Origin of the sequence: Streptomyces sp. NBC_01268, from assembly GCF_036240795.1 — a bacterium.
GTDB lineage: Bacteria > Actinomycetota > Actinomycetes > Streptomycetales > Streptomycetaceae > Streptomyces.
In genome coordinates this window covers 6,178,116-6,196,391 of the sequence record NZ_CP108454.1, presented here as the reverse complement: position 1 = coordinate 6,196,391, position 18,276 = coordinate 6,178,116, and the positions used below count along the sequence as shown (strand labels likewise).

17 protein-coding genes are annotated in these 18,276 nt (G+C 74.3%); 5 read left to right on the top strand and 12 right to left on the bottom strand.

Annotated elements, in window-relative coordinates; translation table 11 throughout:
• Nucleotides 1-7 precede the first annotated feature (7 nt).
• The 4 genes from OG309_RS27990 to miaA form a co-directional block, all read right to left on the bottom strand.
• Nucleotides 8-2,167: a RelA/SpoT family protein gene (locus tag OG309_RS27990; RefSeq protein WP_329424867.1), complete on the bottom strand. Its 2,160-nt coding sequence runs from the start codon at nucleotides 2,165-2,167 to the stop codon at nucleotides 8-10.
• 192 nt (nucleotides 2,168-2,359) lie between these two features.
• Complete coding sequence (gene dapF, locus OG309_RS27985) at nucleotides 2,360-3,253, bottom strand: diaminopimelate epimerase (RefSeq protein WP_329424865.1); 894 nt, start codon at nucleotides 3,251-3,253, stop codon at nucleotides 2,360-2,362.
• 303 nt (nucleotides 3,254-3,556) lie between these two features.
• On the bottom strand, nucleotides 3,557-4,021 hold the full coding sequence (locus OG309_RS27980) for a hypothetical protein (protein WP_329428577.1): 465 nt from the start codon (nucleotides 4,019-4,021) through the stop codon (nucleotides 3,557-3,559).
• 108 nt (nucleotides 4,022-4,129) lie between these two features.
• On the bottom strand, nucleotides 4,130-5,068 hold the full coding sequence (gene miaA / locus OG309_RS27975; protein WP_329424863.1) for a tRNA (adenosine(37)-N6)-dimethylallyltransferase MiaA: 939 nt from the start codon (nucleotides 5,066-5,068) through the stop codon (nucleotides 4,130-4,132).
• A gap of 113 nt (nucleotides 5,069-5,181) precedes the next feature.
• Here miaA and OG309_RS27970 point away from each other — a divergent pair, with 113 nt between their 5' ends.
• A complete protein-coding gene (locus tag OG309_RS27970) occupies nucleotides 5,182-5,448 on the top strand; it encodes a hypothetical protein (protein ID WP_329424861.1) in 267 nt (88 codons plus the stop codon).
• A gap of 101 nt (nucleotides 5,449-5,549) precedes the next feature.
• On the top strand, nucleotides 5,550-5,810 hold the full coding sequence (locus OG309_RS27965; protein ID WP_329424859.1) for an antitoxin: 261 nt from the start codon (nucleotides 5,550-5,552) through the stop codon (nucleotides 5,808-5,810).
• A gap of 122 nt (nucleotides 5,811-5,932) precedes the next feature.
• On the opposite strand, the gene OG309_RS27960 is transcribed toward OG309_RS27965, so the two are convergent.
• The 5 genes from OG309_RS27960 to OG309_RS27940 all read right to left on the bottom strand — a co-directional run bounded on the left by OG309_RS27960 (nucleotide 5,933) and on the right by OG309_RS27940 (nucleotide 11,265).
• Nucleotides 5,933-6,640 carry a class III extradiol dioxygenase subunit B-like domain-containing protein gene (locus OG309_RS27960; RefSeq protein ID WP_329424857.1) on the bottom strand — a complete coding sequence of 236 codons (708 nt, stop codon included), beginning with the start codon at nucleotides 6,638-6,640 and terminating at the stop codon, nucleotides 5,933-5,935.
• A 117-nt stretch (nucleotides 6,641-6,757) separates the two neighbouring features.
• Entirely contained in the window at nucleotides 6,758-8,290 is a 1,533-nt protein-coding gene (gene miaB / locus OG309_RS27955) for a tRNA (N6-isopentenyl adenosine(37)-C2)-methylthiotransferase MiaB (RefSeq protein WP_329424855.1), read from the bottom strand.
• A gap of 34 nt (nucleotides 8,291-8,324) precedes the next feature.
• Nucleotides 8,325-8,999 carry a HisA/HisF-related TIM barrel protein gene (locus OG309_RS27950; RefSeq protein ID WP_329424854.1) on the bottom strand — a complete coding sequence of 225 codons (675 nt, stop codon included), beginning with the start codon at nucleotides 8,997-8,999 and terminating at the stop codon, nucleotides 8,325-8,327.
• A gap of 8 nt (nucleotides 9,000-9,007) precedes the next feature.
• On the bottom strand, nucleotides 9,008-10,009 hold the full coding sequence (gene pdxA / locus OG309_RS27945; RefSeq protein ID WP_329424852.1) for a 4-hydroxythreonine-4-phosphate dehydrogenase PdxA: 1,002 nt from the start codon (nucleotides 10,007-10,009) through the stop codon (nucleotides 9,008-9,010).
• Complete coding sequence (locus tag OG309_RS27940) at nucleotides 10,006-11,265, bottom strand: four-carbon acid sugar kinase family protein (RefSeq protein WP_329424850.1); 1,260 nt, start codon at nucleotides 11,263-11,265, stop codon at nucleotides 10,006-10,008. Before OG309_RS27940 ends, pdxA begins: the two co-directional genes overlap by 4 nt.
• Nucleotides 11,266-11,375: 110 nt before the next feature.
• Between OG309_RS27940 and OG309_RS27935 the strand changes: the two genes are divergently transcribed.
• Nucleotides 11,376-12,281 (top strand): LysR substrate-binding domain-containing protein, encoded by a 906-nt coding sequence (locus OG309_RS27935; RefSeq protein ID WP_329424847.1) that lies wholly within the window; start codon nucleotides 11,376-11,378, stop codon nucleotides 12,279-12,281.
• Between the two features lie 4 nt (nucleotides 12,282-12,285).
• On the opposite strand, the gene OG309_RS27930 is transcribed toward OG309_RS27935, so the two are convergent.
• The 3 genes from OG309_RS27930 to OG309_RS27920 form a co-directional block, all read right to left on the bottom strand.
• Nucleotides 12,286-13,701 (bottom strand): hypothetical protein, encoded by a 1,416-nt coding sequence (locus OG309_RS27930; protein WP_329424845.1) that lies wholly within the window; start codon nucleotides 13,699-13,701, stop codon nucleotides 12,286-12,288.
• Nucleotides 13,702-13,773: 72 nt separating this feature from the next.
• Nucleotides 13,774-14,721 carry a hypothetical protein gene (locus OG309_RS27925; protein WP_329424843.1) on the bottom strand — a complete coding sequence of 316 codons (948 nt, stop codon included), beginning with the start codon at nucleotides 14,719-14,721 and terminating at the stop codon, nucleotides 13,774-13,776.
• A 62-nt stretch (nucleotides 14,722-14,783) separates the two neighbouring features.
• Nucleotides 14,784-15,281 (bottom strand): hypothetical protein, encoded by a 498-nt coding sequence (locus OG309_RS27920; protein WP_329424841.1) that lies wholly within the window; start codon nucleotides 15,279-15,281, stop codon nucleotides 14,784-14,786.
• A 588-nt stretch (nucleotides 15,282-15,869) separates the two neighbouring features.
• Between OG309_RS27920 and OG309_RS27915 the strand changes: the two genes are divergently transcribed.
• On the top strand, nucleotides 15,870-17,093 hold the full coding sequence (locus OG309_RS27915) for an RCC1-like domain-containing protein (RefSeq protein WP_329424840.1): 1,224 nt from the start codon (nucleotides 15,870-15,872) through the stop codon (nucleotides 17,091-17,093).
• A 16-nt stretch (nucleotides 17,094-17,109) separates the two neighbouring features.
• Complete coding sequence (locus tag OG309_RS27910; RefSeq protein ID WP_329424838.1) at nucleotides 17,110-18,270, top strand: RCC1 domain-containing protein; 1,161 nt, start codon at nucleotides 17,110-17,112, stop codon at nucleotides 18,268-18,270.
• The last annotated feature ends 6 nt before the right edge of the window (nucleotides 18,271-18,276 follow it).

Here is an 18,276-nt window from a genome sequence, read left to right as displayed (position 1 = left end):
GAAGGGGTCAGGGCCGGGGGGACGCGGGGTGCCGGGCGCGGCTCACGTCGTAGACGCCGGGCACGTCCCGCATGGCCCGCATGAGGGCGGGGAGCCCGGCGGCGTCGGGGAGTTGGAGGGTGTACGTGTGGCGGACCCGCTGTTCGCTGGGGGGTTCGACGGTGGCGGCGACGACGGCGGCGCCCTCGGTGGCGATGGCCTCGGTGAGGTCGGCGAGCAGCCGGGGGCGGCCGAAGGACTCGGCGACCAGGGTGACCCGGCAGGCGGCGGTGTCGCCCCAGTGCACGGTGACGGGCGAGCGCCCGAGCCGCCGCATGGTGTCGGCGGAGGCGCAGGCCGTGCGGTGCACGGTGACGGAGCCGCCGCGCACGACGAAGCCGGTGATCTCGTCGGGCGGTACGGGGGTGCAGCAGCCCGCGGGGCGGACGGCGGGGGTGCCGGTGCCGGGCAGTTCGGCCCGCAGGCGCGTGTCGGAGCGCCGGTCGGCGGTGACGCCCGCGGCCGGGCGGGGGGTCGCGGCGGGGATCTTGGCGGCCTCCGGGTGGGCCTGGAGCCAGCCGGTGATGGCGATCCGGGCGGCGGGCGTGCGGGCGTGGTCCAGCCACTGCGGCGAGGGCCCGGAGGTGCTGTCCTGGGCGAGCAGCGGCTGGACGGTGTCGCCGTCCTGGAGGACGGTGCTCAGGGGCGCGAGCCGGCCGTTGACCCGCGCCCCGAGACAGCCGTGGGCGGCCTCGCCGTGCTGGGCGTACGCGGCGTCGACGCAGGTGGCGCCGACGGGCAGGCTGATGCTGCCGGGGGTGCCGCCGTCGGTGCGGAAGACGGTGATCTCCTGGTCCTGGGCGAGGTCGGCGCGCAGCGAGGTCCAGAAGGTGTCGGGGTCGGGGGCGGACTGCTGCCAGTCCAGGAGCCGGGAGAGCCAGCCGGGCCGCGTGGGGTCGACGCGCTCGCCGTCCTCGCCGGCGGGGCCGCCGGGTGCCTGGTCGGTGGCCTCCTGGCCGCTGTACGGGTTGCCGAGGGCGACGACGCCGGCCTCGGCGACCGTGTGCATCCGGTGGGTGCGGATGAGGACCTCGGCGACGGCCCCGTCGGGGGCGGCGACGGCGGTGTGGAGCGACTGGTAGAGGTTGAACTTGGGGGCGGCGATGAAGTCCTTGAACTCCGAGACGACCGGCGTGAAGCAGGTGTGCAGCTCGCCGAGGACCGCGTAGCAGTCGGCGTCCTCGCCGACCAGGACGAGCAGCCGGCCGAAGTCGCTGCCGCGCAGGTCGCCGCGCTTGAGGCGGACCCGGTGGACGGAGACGAAGTGGCGCGGCCGGACCAGGACTTCGGCGCCGACTCCGGCCTCGCGCAGCAGGCCGGAGACCTGGTCCGCGATGACGGCGAGGGCGTCGTCCGCGCCGGCGTTCGCGGCGATGAGCGCGCGGGTGGCCTCGTACTCCTCGGGGTGGAGGATGGCGAAGACCAGGTCCTCCAGCTCGGTCTTGAGCGCCTGGACGCCGAGGCGCTCGGCGAGCGGGATGAGGACATCCCGGGTGACCTTGGCGATGCGGACCTGTTTCTCGGGGCGCATCACGCCCAGCGTGCGCATGTTGTGGAGGCGGTCGGCAAGCTTGATCGACATGACCCGGACGTCGTTGCCGGTGGCGACGAGCATCTTGCGGAAGGTCTCGGGCTCGGCCGCCGCGCCGTAGTCGACCTTCTCCAGCTTGGTGACCCCGTCCACGAGGTACGCGACCTCGTCGCCGAACTCGGTGTGCACCTGGTCGAGCGTCACCTCGGTGTCCTCGACGGTGTCGTGGAGCAGCGCGGCGGTCAACGTCGTCGTCTCCGCGCCGAGTTCCGCGAGGATCAGGGTGACCGCGAGCGGGTGGGTGATGTACGGCTCGCCGCTCTTGCGGAACTGGCCGCGGTGCGAGGACTCGGCGAGGACGTACGCCCGGCGCAGCACCGCCAGGTCGGCCTCGGGATGGTGGGCTCGGTGCGCCTCGGCGACGTGCCCGATGGCGTCGGGCAGCCGGTCGCGGATCGCGGGGCCCGCGGTGGCGCCGAGCAGGGCGGCGCGGCCGAGCCTGCGCAGGTCGATCCTGGGGCGGCCGCGTCTGCGGCCGGGAGCGTCGGGGCCGGTGGCCCCGGCCTCGCTCACGGGGTTGGTGGCCTCTGCGCTCATGGGGCACCTCCGGCGGCGTGGACCGGCGGAGGGCCGGGGCAGGGCGTGCCCGGCGGGCCGGTGCTTGATGCTACCGACCCCACCACGTGGCGCAGTCCCGCTCTCGCCGAGCGTGAACCGGATCACCCATTCGAGGGACGAATCAGTCGTTGACCGTTTCGAATCGGGGCACTCGCGCGGATCCCGGACGGGTCAGCCGCGCGCGTCGGCCCCGTCGGCCCCGAGCCATGCCGGGTCGACGGTGCCCTCGGCGACGATCACGGCGGGGCCGGTCATCTCGATCTCCCCGTCGGGGTGCTCGGTGATGACGAGCGTGCCGCCGAGGACGTCCACGGTGTACGTGACGGGGGCACCGGACACGGCCGGGTCGGCGCCGTCCCGGCGGGCGGTGGCGACGGCGACGGCGCAGGCGCCGGTGCCGCAGGAGCGGGTCTCGGCGGCGCCGCGCTCGTGGACGCGCATGGCGACGTGGCGGGGGCCGCGGTCGGCGACGAACTCGATGTTGACGCCGTCCGGGTAGACACCGGCCGGCTCGTACGGCGGCTCGGTGTAGAGGTTGCCGGCGTGGTCGAGGGAGTCGACGAAGGCGACCGCGTGCGGGTTGCCCATGTTGACGTTGCGGGCGGGCCAGCTGTGCTCGCCGACGGTGATGGTGACGCCGTCCTCGGGGAGCGCGGCGCGGCCCATGCGGACGGTGACGGAGCCGTCCTTGGCGAGGTGGACGCGCTTGACGCCGCCTCGGGTGGCGACGGCGACCTCGCCGGCGGTGACGTGTCCGGCGTGCTCCAGGTAGCGGGCGAAGACCCGGACCCCGTTGCCGCACATCTCGGCGACCGAGCCGTCCGCGTTGCGGTAGTCCATGAACCACTCGGCCTCGTCGGCCAGGTGCCGCGCCTCGGGGTGGGCGGCGCTGCGCACGACGTGCAGCACCCCGTCGCCGCCGATCCCGGCCCGTCGGTCGCACAGCCGGGCGACGAGCGCGGCGGGCAGGTCCACGGCGTTCTCCGCGTCGGGGACGATCACGAAGTCGTTCTCGGTGCCGTGGCCCTTGAGGAACGTGAGGGGCGAGGTCTGCGTGCTGGTCACGGGATCAACTGTACGGGGCGGGCAGGACAGCGGGCGGGACGGCCCAGGGGGCGGGACGGACGGGCCGGGCTACGCGGAGTCGACCGGCCGGTGGCCTGGCGGCGGGCGGGCCGGAGGCGGGCGGGCCGGAGGCGGCGGGACCGAGCTCCCCGAGGTCGGTCCCGGCGGAGCGCGAGCCGCGGCGGGCGGCGCCCCCGGACGGCCAGGCGACGCCCCGGGCAAGCGGCGTCCAGGTGAGAGGGGCTCCCAAGCGAGCGGGGCCCCCGGCCCGGCAGACGGAGCCCCTCCCGGTGCGGCGCGGCCTCAGCGCAGGCGGGCCACGCGCCAGACCGCGAGGGCGACCAGGAGGGCGCTCAGCGACACGTACAGGGCGAGGGCGCCCCAGTTCGGGCGCTCCCCGGAGCCCCGGGCGGGCAGGCCCGGCCAGGTGTAGCCGACGCGACGGGCGGCCATCATGCCCCAGCCGGCCGCGCAGGAGCTGATGAGCAGTCCGAGCATGGCGACGACGGCGCCGCCGTCGCCCGAGCCGAAGGCGAGCGGGAAGGCGAACATCAGGGAGCCGACGGCGGCGAGTCCGACGATCGGGGCCAGCTGCCAGATCCTCAGGCGGCGCTGCGGCCGCAGTTCCACCTCGACCTCCGCCGTGTCCACCTCGACGGCGCTGCCCTCGGCCTGGTCGGGTCCGTCCGGCGTCAGACCGACCGCCTCACCGGGGGTTTCGCCCCGGACGGCGGCCTGCTGTTCCGTGTCACGAGGGCCGGCCTCCATCGCCACGCGCCCTCCCCACTCGGACTCCACTTGGTCGATCGATGCTCGATGATGGCACGCCACCACCCCCCGGAATGACGGGCATGACGTCCCGATGCCATCACGTGATCAGGCTGTAACCGCTCGTTCGACCAACGTCAGCGCCCGACCCGGGAGTTCCGCACGGTCCTCGACGGCGCCACTCAGCCAGTGGACGCGCGGATCGCGCCGGAACCAGGAGTCCTGCCGGCGGGCGAAGCGCTTGGTGGTGCGGACCGTGTCCGCGCGGGCCTCGTCCTGCGTGCACTCCCCCGCGAGCGCGGCGAGCACCTGCTGGTAGCCGAGCGCGCGGGCGGCCGTGCGGCCCTCGCGCAGGCCCTGCGCCTCCAGGGCGCGCACCTCGTCGACCAGCCCGGCCTCCCACATGCGGTCCACGCGGGTGGTGATCCGCTCGTCGAGTTCGGGGCGGCCGACGTCGACGCCGATCTGCACGGTCTCGTAGACGGAGTCGTGGCCGGGCAGGTTGGCCGTGAACGGCTTGCCGGTGATCTCGATGACCTCCAGGGCGCGCACGATGCGGCGTCCGTTTCCGGCCAGGATGGCGCGGGCGGCCTCGGGGTCGGCGGCGGCGAGCCGGGCGTGCAGGACGCCGGAGCCGCGCTCCTCCAGCTCGGCCTCCAGGCGGGCCCGGACCTCCGGGTCGGTGCCGGGGAACTCCATCACGTCGAGGGCGCCGCGCACGTAGAGGCCGGAGCCGCCGACGAGGATCGGGGTGCGGCCCTCGGCGAGCAGCCGGTCGATCTCGGCGCGGGCCAGCCGCTGGTACTCGGCGACGCTGGCGGCCTCGGTGACGTCCCAGATGTCGAGGAGGTGGTGCGGAACACCGTCGCGCTCCTCCAGCGTCAGTTTGGCGGTGCCGATGTCCATCCCTCGGTAGAGCTGCATCGAGTCGGCGTTGACGACCTCGCCGCCCAGCTGCTGGGCGAGGAAGACGCCCAGATCGGACTTTCCGGCCGCTGTGGGACCGACGACGGCGATGACCCGCGGGGCGGGAGCTGCACTTCTCACCGCACCAGTCTCGCAAACCCGGCGGCGCGTCCCCGAATGAGCTACGTGACGGCCTTCGTCACGGCTTCGTTGCTGTTGCGGGATTCCGACCCTGAGTACGCTAGGGAGCAGATATGGGCGTTTTCGCATTGTTTCGGCGCAAGAGCAGCACCACCGCCGCCACGGACGTCGCCGTCGCCGTCGACACCGCCGCCGAGGCGGGGGACGTGACGGAGCAGCCGCAGGGCACCGCGGAGCCGGTGGAGGCGGACGCGGAGGCGGGCACCGAGGCCGCGGAGCCCGTGGCGGCCGAGGCGAAGGCCGAGGCCGTCGAGATCCCGAAGCAGCAGTCGGCCGAGGCCGCCGCGGACAACGGGGCCGGCGAAGGCGCCCGCGCATAGGCACGCACGGCACAGACCGGCACTGACCGGCACTGACCGGTACTGACCGGCACGGCACGGACACGGGCCCCACGGGGGTCCGTCGGAGGGAGGGTGACCCCATGGGTCTCCTGGATTCACTGAAGGCGAAGCTGGCCCCGGCCAAGGACAAGGTCTCCGTCCTCGCGCAGCAGCACGGCGACAAGGTGGAGCACGGTCTGGAGAAGGCCGCGAAGGTGGTCGACGAGAAGACCAAGGGCAAGTACACCGACAAGATCGAATCCGGCACCGGAAAGGCCAAGGAGGCCATCGACCGGCTCGCCCACAAGGACGGGACGGACGGCGACAAGGGCGACGGCGCCACCCCGCCGCCGACCGCCTGAGGCACGCGGCCCGCGCACCCGGGGCCGGCGGATGCCCGGCGTCACCCACGGTCCCTCCACACGGCGGACGGCCGCGGAGCAGTGCGCTCCGCGGCCGTCCGCCGTCGTGTGCGGGCCCGCGCTCAGCTCCAGGCCGCGACGAAGTACCCGACGCCGTAGGGCGCGTCCTCGTAGAGCAGCCGGCCCTCCAGGCCCGTGCCCTCGGCGGCGCCCGCGAGGACCTGCCAGGGGGCCCGGCCCGCCGCCTGCAGCGCCTGCGCGAGCTCCGGGTCCAGGGCGAGCAGCGCGGCCGGGTCGGCCGTGCCCAGCGCGTGGCCGACGGCGGCGTCGAAGCCCTCGGCGCGCTCGTCGAGGTAGCCGGGCGCCTTCACGGTGCGGCAGGCGCTGCCGTCACCCATCACCAGCAGGGCGACCCGCTCCGCCGAGGCGCCGATCTCGCGGCCCGCCTCCGCGCACCGGGCGGGCTGCAGCTCCGTCCCGACGCCGAGCCCCTCGATGGGCGCGTCGGCCCAGTCGGTGTGCTCCAGGAGCCAGGCCCCGACCGCGAGCGACGCGGGCAGCGCCCGCTCCCCGCCGGGCCCGCTGCCGAGCCGTACGGTCAGGTCGACGCCGAACCCGGCGAACGATCCGGCCGCACCGGCGGGATGGACGCCCCGGGCGCCCTCCTCGGCGGGGCCGATGACGACGAGCCGGTCGGGACGGGAGGCGGCGAGCACTGCGAGCGCGTCGGAGCAGGCCGTCCGCGCGTCGGCGAGCTCGGACGCGGCACCGGCCGCGACGGCGGGCACGAGCAGCGGGGGGCAGGGGCACACGGCGGCGGCGACAAGCATGATCCGCAGCCTACTGCGCCGCGCCCCGGTCCTCGGGAGGCCGGACCGCCCCGGTCGCCTTCCGGGCGGCCGGGGCGGCGGAGTCGTTCAGGCAGCCCCGCGCGGCGGGGCGGGCGGTCAGTGGCTGCCGCAGGCCGGCGCGTCCGCCACCGGCAGCGGCTCCGGGACGCCGATCTTCGGCAGGCCGAGGAGCACGCCCGCCGGCTTCGCGGCGGCCGCGGCGGTGCGCTTCTCCCAGGCGTCGCCCGCGCGGGTGCGGCGGACGGCGCCGGTGGGGCCTTCGGCGAGGAGGTGGTGCGGGGCGGCGTAGGTGATCTCGACGGTCACCACGTCGCCCGGGCGCACGTCCTCGTCCGGCTGGGTGAAGTGGACGAGCCGGTTGTCGGGGGCGCGGCCGGAGAGGCGGTGGGTCTCGCCGTCCTTGCGGCCCTCGCCCTCGGCGACCATGACCTCCAGGGTGCGGCCGACCTGCTTCTTGTTCTCCTCCCAGGAGATCTCCTCCTGGAGGGCGACCAGGCGCATGTAGCGGTCCTGGACGACCTCCTTGGGGATCTGCCCCTCCATGGTCGCCGCGGGGGTGCCGGGGCGCTTGGAGTACTGGAAGGTGAAGGCGTTCGCGAAGCGGGCCTCGCGGACGGCGTGCATGGTCTGCTCGAAGTCCTCCTCGGTCTCGCCGGGGAAGCCCACGATGATGTCGGTGGAGATGGCGGCGTGCGGGATCGCGGCGCGCACCTTCTCGATGATCCCGAGGAAGCGCTCCTGCCGGTACGAGCGGCGCATCGCCTTCAGGACGGTGTCCGAACCGGACTGCATCGGCATGTGCAGCTGCGGCATCACGTTCGGCGTCTCGGCCATGGCGGCGATGACGTCGTCGGTGAAGTCGCGCGGGTGCGGCGATGTGAAGCGGACGCGCTCCAGGCCCTCGATCTCCCCGCAGGCGCGCAGCAGCTTGCTGAAGGCCTCGCGGTCGCCCAGGTCGGACCCGTACGCGTTCACGTTCTGGCCGAGCAGGGTGATCTCGGAGACGCCCTCGGCGACCAGCGCCTCGATCTCGGCGAGGATGTCGCCGGGACGGCGGTCCTCCTCCTTGCCGCGCAGCGCCGGGACGATGCAGAAGGTGCAGGTGTTGTTGCAGCCGACGGAGATGGAGACCCACGCGGCGTACGCGGACTCGCGCCGGGTCGGCAGCGTGGAGGGGAAGGCCTCCAGCGACTCGGCGATCTCGACCTGCGCCTCCTCCTGGACGCGGGCGCGCTCCAGGAGGACCGGCAGCTTGCCGATGTTGTGCGTGCCGAAGACCACGTCGACCCAGGGGGCCTTCTTGACGATGGTGTCGCGGTCCTTCTGCGCCAGGCAGCCGCCGACGGCGATCTGCATGCCGGGACGGCCGGCCTTGCGCGGGGCGAGCCGGCCGAGGTTGCCGTACAGCTTGTTGTCGGCGTTCTCCCGGACGGCGCAGGTGTTGAAGACCACGACGTCGGCGTCGCCGTCGGCGTCCGCGGGCGCCTTGACGTAACCCGCCTCCTCGAGGAGGCCGGAGAGCCGCTCGGAGTCGTGGACGTTCATCTGGCACCCGTAGGTGCGTACTTCGTAGGTGCGCGTCACGCCCGCCTCGGCCACTGCTCCGGTCCCGTCTTTGCTGCTGGTCACCTGACAAGGGTAAGGGGGCCCCGGGACTGTCCGGCTACCTCGGGCCGCCGCTCGCCTCGACCAGCGCCGTGAGCTGCGCGGCAAGGGTTCCCGCGTCCGGCCGGACGGCGCCCGCGAAGGCCGCCGAGCCGACGGTGAAGGCGTCGGCGCCCGCCTCGGCGAGCTCGTGGATCTGGGCCGGGCTCGTCAGAGAGCCGGCCACGACGAGCCGTCCCGCGGTGGCGGCGCGGGCGGCGCGGACCAGGTCGAGCGGGTCCGCCTCGGTGGCCCGGTGGGCGAGCAGGTCGACGCCTGCGCACCCGGCGGCCTCGGCCCGGCGGCAGTCCTCGGCGATCCGGGCGGGGGAACCGGCCAGGCGGGTCGGATGCCCCTGGGGCTCGCCCGCGAAGGGCAGGTAGCGGACGGGGCCGCCGTCGAGCAGGTCCAGGGTCTCCTCGATCCAGACGCCGCCCATCAGCCAGTCGACGCCGAGGTCGACCGCCGTCCGCACGGAGTCGAGCGCCTGCTCGCGCCCGGTGGAGACCACCTCCAGGTGGCTGGTGGCGCCGAGCTCCTTGATCTGCTCGTGGAGGCGGCGCAGGGTCGCGGGGTCGACGCCGACGTCCTTGAAGCCGATGTGGGTGATGCCGAGCCCGCGGACGGAGTCCAGGACGTGGAGGCAGTCGGTGACGGTCCGGTCGTCGCGGGTGAGCATGAAGATGAAGTCCATGGGGTTCCTCAGGCGTGGTCGGCGAGCTCGGCGGCGTGGTGCAGGGCGGTGAGCAGGCTGGTGTGGTCGGCGGTGCCGGTGCCCGCGAGGTCGAAGGCGGTGCCGTGGTCGACGCTGGTGCGGACGAACGGCAGGCCCAGGGTGATGTTGACGCCGTGTTCCAGGCCCAGGTACTTGACCGGGATCAGACCCTGGTCGTGGTACTGCGCCACGACGGCGTCGAACTCCCCCGCGCGGGCCCGCATGAAAACGGTGTCCGCGGGGTGCGGCCCGCTGGCGTCGATGCCCTCGGCGCGGGCGGCGCGCACGGCGGGGGCGATGACGTCGAGGTCCTCCCGGCCGAAGAGGCCGTTCTCCCCCGCGTGCGGGTTGAGTCCCGCGACGGCGATCCGGGCCCCGGGCCCGAGGGCCTGGTGGGTGAGCCGGATGATGTCCAGCTCGCGCTCGGGGGTGAGGGCGTCGATCGCGGTGCGCAGCGACTGGTGGACGGTGACGAGGACGGTCCGCAGCTCGTCGTTGGCCATCATCATGGCGTAGCGCTCGGTGCCGGAGAGCTCGGCCAGGATCTCGGTGTGGCCGGGGTACGGCAGTCCGGCGAGCCGGAGGGCCTCCTTGTTGATCGGCGCGGTCGTGATCGCCCGCACCTCTCCGGCGAGCGCCAGCTCGATCCCCCGGCGCACGTACGCGAAGGAGGCCTCGCCCGCCCGCCCGTCCACGGTGCCGAGGGCGGGCTCCGCGGGGAGGGCGGGGCCCTCGGGGAGCACGTGGAGGACGCCGGGCTCCCCGGGCCCCCCGTCGCCGGCGGCGGCTTCGGCGGCGGTGGCGGCCGTCCGGACGGTCAGCGGGATCCCGGTGGCGCGGCAGGCGCGGGCGAGGGCGCCGGGGTCGCCGATGACGAGGACGGGGACGCGGCGGCGGGGGTCGGCGCAGACCTTGACGGTGATCTCGGGGCCGATGCCGTGCGGGTCGCCCATGGTGAGGGCGAAGGGGCGGGGGTCGGGGCGGCTCATCGTCCCTCCCCTCCGGTCAGCAGCGCGCAGAGGCGGACGAGGGTGCCGTCGTCGCCGAAGCCGCCCGCCTTGACGAGGACGGGGATGCGGGGGGCGGCCGGGCCGTGGAGGGTGCCGCGGGCGATGCCCGGTTCCGGTTCGTCGTGGAGGTCGATGCCCGTGGCGCCGAGGACGTCGAGGACGGCCGCCGCGGTCTCGCCCCCGGTGAGGACGAGTCCGTCGGCGAGGCCCTTGCCGACCGCCTCCGCCGCCGTCTCGGCGAGGTGGCGGGTCAGGGCTGCCGGGTCGGCGCCCCGGGCGTCGGGGGTGTGGAGCGCGAGCACCGGCGCCCGGGAGGCGCTCAGGGCCGCGACGGCAGCCGCCGGGTCGTCGGCGACCGCGCCGTCCGCCCCCGACCGCACGTACAGCGCGTCGAGTTGGCGCCTGCTGGCGGGGTTGGCGCTGCCCACGACGGCCAACGGGCGCCGTACGGGCGGCAGTCCGGGGAACCCGGCGGCCCGGGCGCGTCCGTGCCGCCGGGCCAGGGCGGCGGCCAGGCCCGGGGAGCCGACCCACAGGACCTCCTCGACCCGGGGCACGGCGGCGACGACCGCGTCCAGGTCCTCCTCCGTCGCCGCCGAGCAGACGAACACCCCGCCCCGCGAGAGGAGTTCCGCGAGACCGGCGAGCCGGTCGGGTGCGACGACCGTGGATTCCGGCAGCAGTCGGGTGAGATCGGCCGAGCGGACGGGGTGGGCGGGGTCGCGGGCGAACTCGCTCTCGTCGACCCGTACGCCCCGGACGTACTGCACGCCCCGCACCGTCGTGCGCCCCTCCGCCGGGAAGGCGGGGGCGACGACCGCGGCGCGGCGGCCCGAACCGGCGAGGGCGGCCCGCAGCTCGGCCGCCACGTGCCCACGGAGGGTCGAGTCGACCGTCTTCAGGAGCAGGTCCGCGCCCGCGTACGCCCTGGCCGCCCCCTTCATCCGGGCGGCCGCCTCGGTCGCGTCCAGGAGCCGGGTGCCGAGGTCGACGGCCGTGACACCGGTGGCCGCGGCACCGGCGGCCGAGCCCCCCGTGGCCGTGATCCGCGTGTCCGTGACCCCCGTGGCGGTGATCCGCGGGGCCGTGACGCCGGTCGCGGCGGCCCCGGCGCCCGGGGGCTCCGGCGGGTCGAACAGGACCAGGGCGCGGTGCCCCGACCTGCGGAAGGGGACGGCGCCGTCGGCGGCGCTGGTGAGGTCGTCGGCGAGGACGACGACGCGGGACGGCTCCATCGTGCGGGGTACCCCTCGGGTCGGGTTTCCGTGACGAGATCAACAGTGACCCGCATGAACCCGCAGGACAAGCGATTCCTTCTCACCCCACCTGTGAGTAGATTTCACACATGAGCCGCCCGGACCTCCCCCCGCTGAACACCCTGCTCCCCTTCGAGGCGACCGTGCGCCACGCGAGCATGACCCGGGCCGCGCGGGAGCTCCACGTCACGCACGGGGCGGTCAGCCGCCAGGTGCAGAACCTGGAGAAGGCCCTCGGCACGCCCCTCTTCGAGCGCGGTCCGCGCTCCCTGCGCCCCACCCCGCAGGCCCGCCGCCTCGCCGCGGCGGTCCGGGACGCGCTGGACCTGATCGAGTCGGCCGCGCGGGAGGTGTCGGGGCGGGACCGGGACGCCGGGCCGCTCGCCCTGTCCTGTGAGCCGACGCTGCTGATGCGGTGGCTCATCCCGCGCCTGCCCGACCTCGCCGCCCGGCACCCGGAGCTGACCGTGCACCTGTCGGCGGGCGGCGGCCCCGTGGCGTTCGCGCGGGACACGGTGGACGTGGCACTGCGCCGGGACGACTTCCCGGTGCCGGACGGGGTCACCCGGGTGCCGCTCTTCGACGAGTGGATCGGCCCGGTCTGCCGGCCGGAGCTCGCCGAGCGCCTGCGGACCGGCGAGCCCGTCGCCCTGCTGCACACCAGCACCCGGCCGGCCGCCTGGGAGGACTGGCGTCGGCTGTCGGGCCACGGACCCGTCGCGCATCCCGCCGAGCAGACCTTCGAGCACTTCTACCTGGCGCTCCAGGCCGCCGTCGCGGGCGTCGGCGTGGCCGTCGGCCCGTACGCGCTCGTCCACGACGACCTCGTGCGGGGGCAGTTGGCGGCCCCGTACGGGTTCGTCGCGGACGGCACCGGCTACGGACTGCTCGGCCCCCGCCCGCCGGAGCGGGACCCGCGGACCGCCGCCCTGCTCGGCTGGCTGCGCGAGCAGGCGACGGCCCTGGTCCCGCCGCCCGGGGATCGGGCGGCCTGAGCGGTCAGCCGAGCGGGACGGTGCGGGTCGCCCGTACCGAGCGGGTCGCGGCGGACGCGGGGACCTTCAGCAGCCCCTTGTCGGAGGAGTACGCGGCCGCCCCGGCGTCGACCGGGGTGGTGGTCATGGGCCGGGCCGCGGCGCACCGCTGCTTCTCGGCCTCGGCCATCGGTCCGGTGCGCTGGAGCAGGCGGTCGGGCACCCCGCGCGAGGGCCCGTCGATGACGGCGTGCAGCCGGTAGTCGTCCTTCTTGCTGAGGAACCATCCCTCGACCCGTTCGCGGCTGGGCTGGAGCTCGATCCAGCTGACCTCCCCCGGCTGGATGCGCTCGACGACGTTGCGCTGCTCGCCGCCGAACCACTGCCAGGCACGCTGCCAGCCCTTCTCGTACGCGAGCGAGAACTGGCCCGCCATCGGCCGCTCCTTGATCCGCTTCTCGTCCTCCACACGGTCGCCCGACGTGGGCAGCTTCGCCACGTCGTTGAGGGCGAGACCGGCGGCGGCGTAGGTCTGGGCGATGCTGTCGTAGGCGCGCTCCGAGAAGGAGACGACCCGGGTGTGTTCGAGGGTGTTGCGGGTGCAGTTGACGAAGGTCTCGCCCACTACCCGGGCGCGGTCGTAGTAGCGGAAGGACATCCGCATGTCGGGCCGGAAGACGCAGGCGTTGTCGCCGTTGCAGGCGGCGGCCGCGTTGTGCAGCGTCGTCTGGCGCTCGTTGCCCTTGTACGCCTCCGCCGTGCCGAGAGCGGTCTTGTCGACGGTCTTGTCCAGCGGGACCGGCACCTCGACGGCGCGGATGCGGGCGATCATCGGGGTGCAGGTGACATGGGTCTTCGAGTCGGTGACCTTGGAGGCGAAGGTGAGCAGGGGCTCGTTCTCGCCGGCGGTGAAGGTGTAGGTGCGCTTGGACCAACGGCCGGGCCCTGGTGTGCCCTTGACCCGGTCGGGGTCGCCTGCGGTGGTCACCGCCTGGACGGCGCCGCCGGAGCCGTCGACGGTGTAGGGCTGGCCGTCGACGACGTCCGAGCCGTTGCACTCCTTCGAGACCGCCGGGCTGTCCTCGTAGCTGACCGTCACCTCCGCTCCGGCCCGGACCCCGCGCAGGCGCTGCGCGAGGGAGTTGCCCTGCTTCTCCAGGGCGACGCCGTGGGCGTTGTCGGTGCGGCCGGAGGCGGAGGGGGAGTACCGCTGGTTCCGGCCGTCCCAGGAGTCGAGGGCGACGGTGGTGGGGCCGTCGCCCTTCATGACGGGGTCGGCGAAGTCGCCGTTGAGGACGGTGACGGTCTGGGGGGCCGGGGCCTCGGCAGCCGCCGCGTACGGGCCGGCGAGGGCGGCCGGGAGCAGGAGACCGGCCGTCGCGAGCGCGCGGACGGCAGCGGCGGCGGCGGCGGCGGAAGGGGAGGCGGGAGAGGGAGACATGGGGACGGACTCCTCGTGGGGGTGGTGCGTGCCAGGGGCGGGACGGGAGGGAGAGGGCGGCGGCCGCGCCGCTCAGGAACCGCTGCGGACGGGGCGCAGGACGTCGACCCGCTTCGGCACCGCGCCGGCGGGCAGGGCGTCGCTCGCGTCGCGGACGGGCAGTGCGCGCGGGGACGGCGGCGGGCCCGGCTGCGGGTTGTTGCCGCCGGCCGTCTGGCCGGTGGGGCGGGTGCGGCCGCACAGGTTGGCGGGGGCGGCGTAGGTCTGGGCGACGAAGCTGCTGGAGTTGACCATGGAGGGGCTGTCCACGGCGATCCCGGAGACCTGGGACCCCGAGTTGGCCACGAGGGTGCCGACGACCCGCCGCATGGCCGCGCTCGCCCCGAACACCAGCATGTCGTAGGGCTTCACGGTGGTCCGGTAGGTCGTCGCCTCGGTGTTCTCGACCGTCCACGACTTGGAGTACGTGGCCTTGAAGGCGGCCTCGAAGGCGAGTTTGGCGCTGAGGGATCCGGCGACCTTGCCGCCGGCGGCGACGCTGGTCTTGGTGCCGTTGGTGGAGGTCGGCCCGTCCTTGAGGTTGGGCGTCTTGTTCTCGCTGGTGATGTCGTTGGTGAGGTTGGTCGTGACCTCGCCGGACGCGGTGACGGTGCCCTCGGCGGTGATCTTTCCGGAGATCTCGCCGCCGATGTTGTCGGTGCTGGACGTGCGCAGGGTGACCGTGCGGTCGACGCTCATGTCGCTCTCGGTGCAGTTGACGACCGAGTTGCCGAGGGACCGGACGGCGGTCGCGAACTCGCGGCCCTGCTTCGGGTCGATGACGAAGCGACAGGCGTCCGCCTTGGTGTCGCAGTACTTGAGGACGTCGGCGATCTCCGCCGGGCGCCCGTCGGCGGTGACGGCGCGCGCGATGGGCGGCTCGCCGGGCCCCTCGTCCGCGAGCGCGGGCGGCGCGAGGGGCACGGCGAGGCCGAGAGCCAGGGCGGGGAGGAGGAACAGCGCGGGACGGCGCGAGGGCATGGGACATCCCTTCGGGACGGGTGTGACGGGCAGGGGGCGGGTCAGCGGCGGCCTGGAGGAGGTCAGGAGCCGAGCAGCGAGCACAGCTGGGACACCGGGAACGGGGACTGACCCGGGTCGGTGGAGCCCGCCGGGAGCGAGGCCGGGAAGTCGGCGCAGGTGGTGGTGACGGCGGACTGGGCGTTGTCCTTCGGGTCGGGCTTGAAGCCGTCGACCGTGGCGGTCATGTCCTCCAGGCCCTTCTTCTCGCCGTTGCCCTTGGCCAGTTCGCCCATGCAGGCCTCGGAGCCGGGCTTGCACTTCTCCAGGTCCTTGCCGACCTTCGCGATGTCCTTGTCGGCCTTGGCCGCCGATTCCTTGGTCTTCTTCTGCTCCTCCTCGATCTCCTTGGCCTCCTCCTCGTTGGCCTGCTGGTCCTTGCACGCCTGGTCGTCAGGTGCGCACTCGTCGGCTCGGGGGGCGGGCGGCGCAGCGAAGGCGGCTGGGGCGGCGGTCAGCGCGAGGGCCGAGGCGAGGACGGCGGCGCCGAGGGCACGCCGCAGGAGAAGGGCCGAGGACATGGCGGAACTCCCTGGGAACGGGGGTGAATTGAAGGTCGCGAGAACATCGCCCGGGTCGCGGCAGGGACTGCCGTCAAGATCGCCAAGCGCCTTTCGAAGCTAACCGGACCCGCCTCGGCGCACCCGCAGGACACACGGCGCGGCGCCGGCCCCGCGTCCCGCTCACCGCTTCGGCGGAGCGCACACGAAGACCGCCGGACGGGCCGTACGGCAGCGACTCCGGAGCCCTTCGCCGGTCCGTCGCCCGCACTCGTCCGGATGGAATCCCGGGGCGGCGCGAGAGAGGGCCCGACCGCCCCGCGGGGGGCCTCTCACCCTCCCGGCCGCCGCCGATCGGCGGTGGTCCCCGTGGAGGCACGCGGCACCGGCGCACGGCTCCCCGATCCGGTGAAATCGACGCCCGGAGGGCGGCCCCGAACGGGCGTCCGACATACGGGTGTTTCAGTGCTCCCGGGTCGCGCCCATGATCACCTTCGGCGAGGCTGCTGCTGTGTCCGACGGCCCGTCCCGGCCGTCCGACCGGCCTGGGCACGCCATGCCCGCGGCCGTCAGCTCCCCCGTACGTCCCCCACGAAGGAGAGCAGACCCATGTCACGATCACGACGCCTTCCGCTGCGCCGCCCGGTCAGGTGGAGCCTCGCCGCCGCGCTCACCGGGGCCGCCGCACTCACCGCGCTGCCGGCCCTCGCCCCGGCGGCCGCCGCCAACGAGGGCAATCCGACGGTGCTGAGCTGGGGTGCCGGGCGCACCGGACAGCTCGGCAACGGCACGCTCAACGACAGCCTGTCACCCGCTTCGGTCACCAGCCTGTTCCGCGGCGACGTCGACCAGATGTCGGCGGGCGGCACGTCCTCGGCGGACTCGTTCACTCTCGCCCGTACCGACAAGACGGTGAAGTCCTGGGGCCACAACTCCTCGGGCCAGCTGGGCAACGGCGGCAACGACAACCAGACGGTGCCGACCACCGTCCCGCGCCTGACCAGCGTCAAGGACATCGCGGCCGGTGGGAAACACGCCCTGGCTCTCGACACCAACGGTCAGGTCTACTCCTGGGGCGACAACGCCTACGGCCAGCTCGGCAACAACCGCACCGGTGACAGCCGAACCGTCCCCGACCGGGTCCAGGGCATGCCGAAGGTCAAGCAGATCTCGGCCGGCTGCGACTTCAGCCTCGCCCTGCTGGAGAACGGCAAGGTGTACGCGTGGGGCCGCGGCATCCACGGCCAGCTCGGAACCGGTAGCCGGGCCACCAGCTCCGTACCCCGGCAGGTCCAGGGCCTGGAGAACATCGTCTCCATCGACGCGGGCTGCTACCACGCGCTCGCGCTGACCGCCGACGACACCGTGAAGTCCTGGGGCTACAACCTCTACGGCCAGCTGGGCAACTCCTCCACCAAGTCCTCCACCGTCCCGGTCGACGTCGACTGGCTGGAGGGCGTCTCGGAGATCGAGGCGGGCGCCTTCCACAACTACGTGAAGACCAGCGACAGCCACGTCTGGGGCTGGGGCAACAACCAGTACGGCCAGCTCCTGGAGGCCGACGAGGCCTTCGACGACAACGTCTCCCGCACCAACCGCTCCGCGCCCGTCGAGATCCCGCGCCTCGAAGGCGTCCAGCACCTCGCGGCGGGCGCGCGGCACGGCGTGGCGGTCACCGCGGACGAGGTCTTCGCCTGGGGCCACAACAGCGAGGGCCAGCTCGGCAACGGCACGACCGTGTCCCGCTTCGAGTCGGTGAGGATCCTCGACGAGGGCTCGAAGGTGAAGGACGTCGCGGTGTCCTTGGGCGGCAACACGACGTACGCGTACTGAGCGGGGTGCGTACGTGATGACGTACCGCTCCCTCGTACGCGCTGCCGTCGCCCTGGCTGCCGTCCTCACCCTGGGCGCCCCGGCGCACGCCGATCCCGGCGATCCCTGGGTACGGGCCTGGGGTCTGAGCAACGCCGGTCAGCTCGGCAACGGCACCACGCTCGACCAGCAGACGCCGTCGCCCGTCCGGGGCCTCCGACGCGACGACGTGCGCGAGCTGGCGGCCAACGGCGGCAGCGCCGCGAGCCGGGCGTTCGCCGTCGCCCTCCTTGAGGACGGCACCGTCGAGTCCTGGGGCGGCAACGGAAACGGCCAGCTCGGCGACGGCACCACCACCGACCGGCCCGCGCCCGTGACCGTCGCCGGGCTCTCGGGTGTCTCGGAGATCGCGGCCGGGAACGGCTTCGCCGCGGCCGTACGCGGCGGGCGGGTATGGGCCTGGGGCCAGAACAACCTCGGTCAGCTCGGCAACGGCGTGACGTCGGACGCCGCGCGCCCCGTCCTCACGCAGAGCCTGCGCAGGGTGACGGACATCGCACTGGGCTGTGGTTTCACCCTGGCCCTGCGCGACGACGGCACGGTCTGGTCCTGGGGTGAGAACACCTACGGCCAGCTCGGCATCGGAAGCGTCGCCCATCAGAACACCCCGAAGCGGGTACCGGACCTCACGGACGTCGTCGCCGTGTCCACCGGCTGCCACCACTCCGTGGCCCTCAAGGCCGACGGCACGGTCAGGGCATGGGGCTACAACCTCAACGGGCAGCTGGGCAACGACAGCGTCGAACCCAGCTCGTCCCCCGTGGACGTGAAGTTCCTGGACGAGGTCAAGGCCGTCTACGCCGGCTGGTACCACAGCTTCGCCGTGCTGGCCGACGGCAGCGTCCGGGCCTGGGGCTGGAACGGGGGCGGCCAGCTCGGCGACGGCACCACCGCCCAGCGCACCACGCCCGTACCCGTCCCGGGCCTCACCGGCGTCCAGGCCCTGACCCCGGGCTACCAGTACAGCGTGGCTCTCCTCGACGACCAGTCCGTCGTCACCTGGGGTGACAACACCTCCGGCCAGCTCGGCGACGGCACCACCACCTCGTCCCTGACCCCCGTCACCGCCCTGCCCCCGGGCAGCGGCACCACCCGCGTACCGGCCTCCCTCCCCTGGAGGACGAGCTACGCCTACTGACCCCAC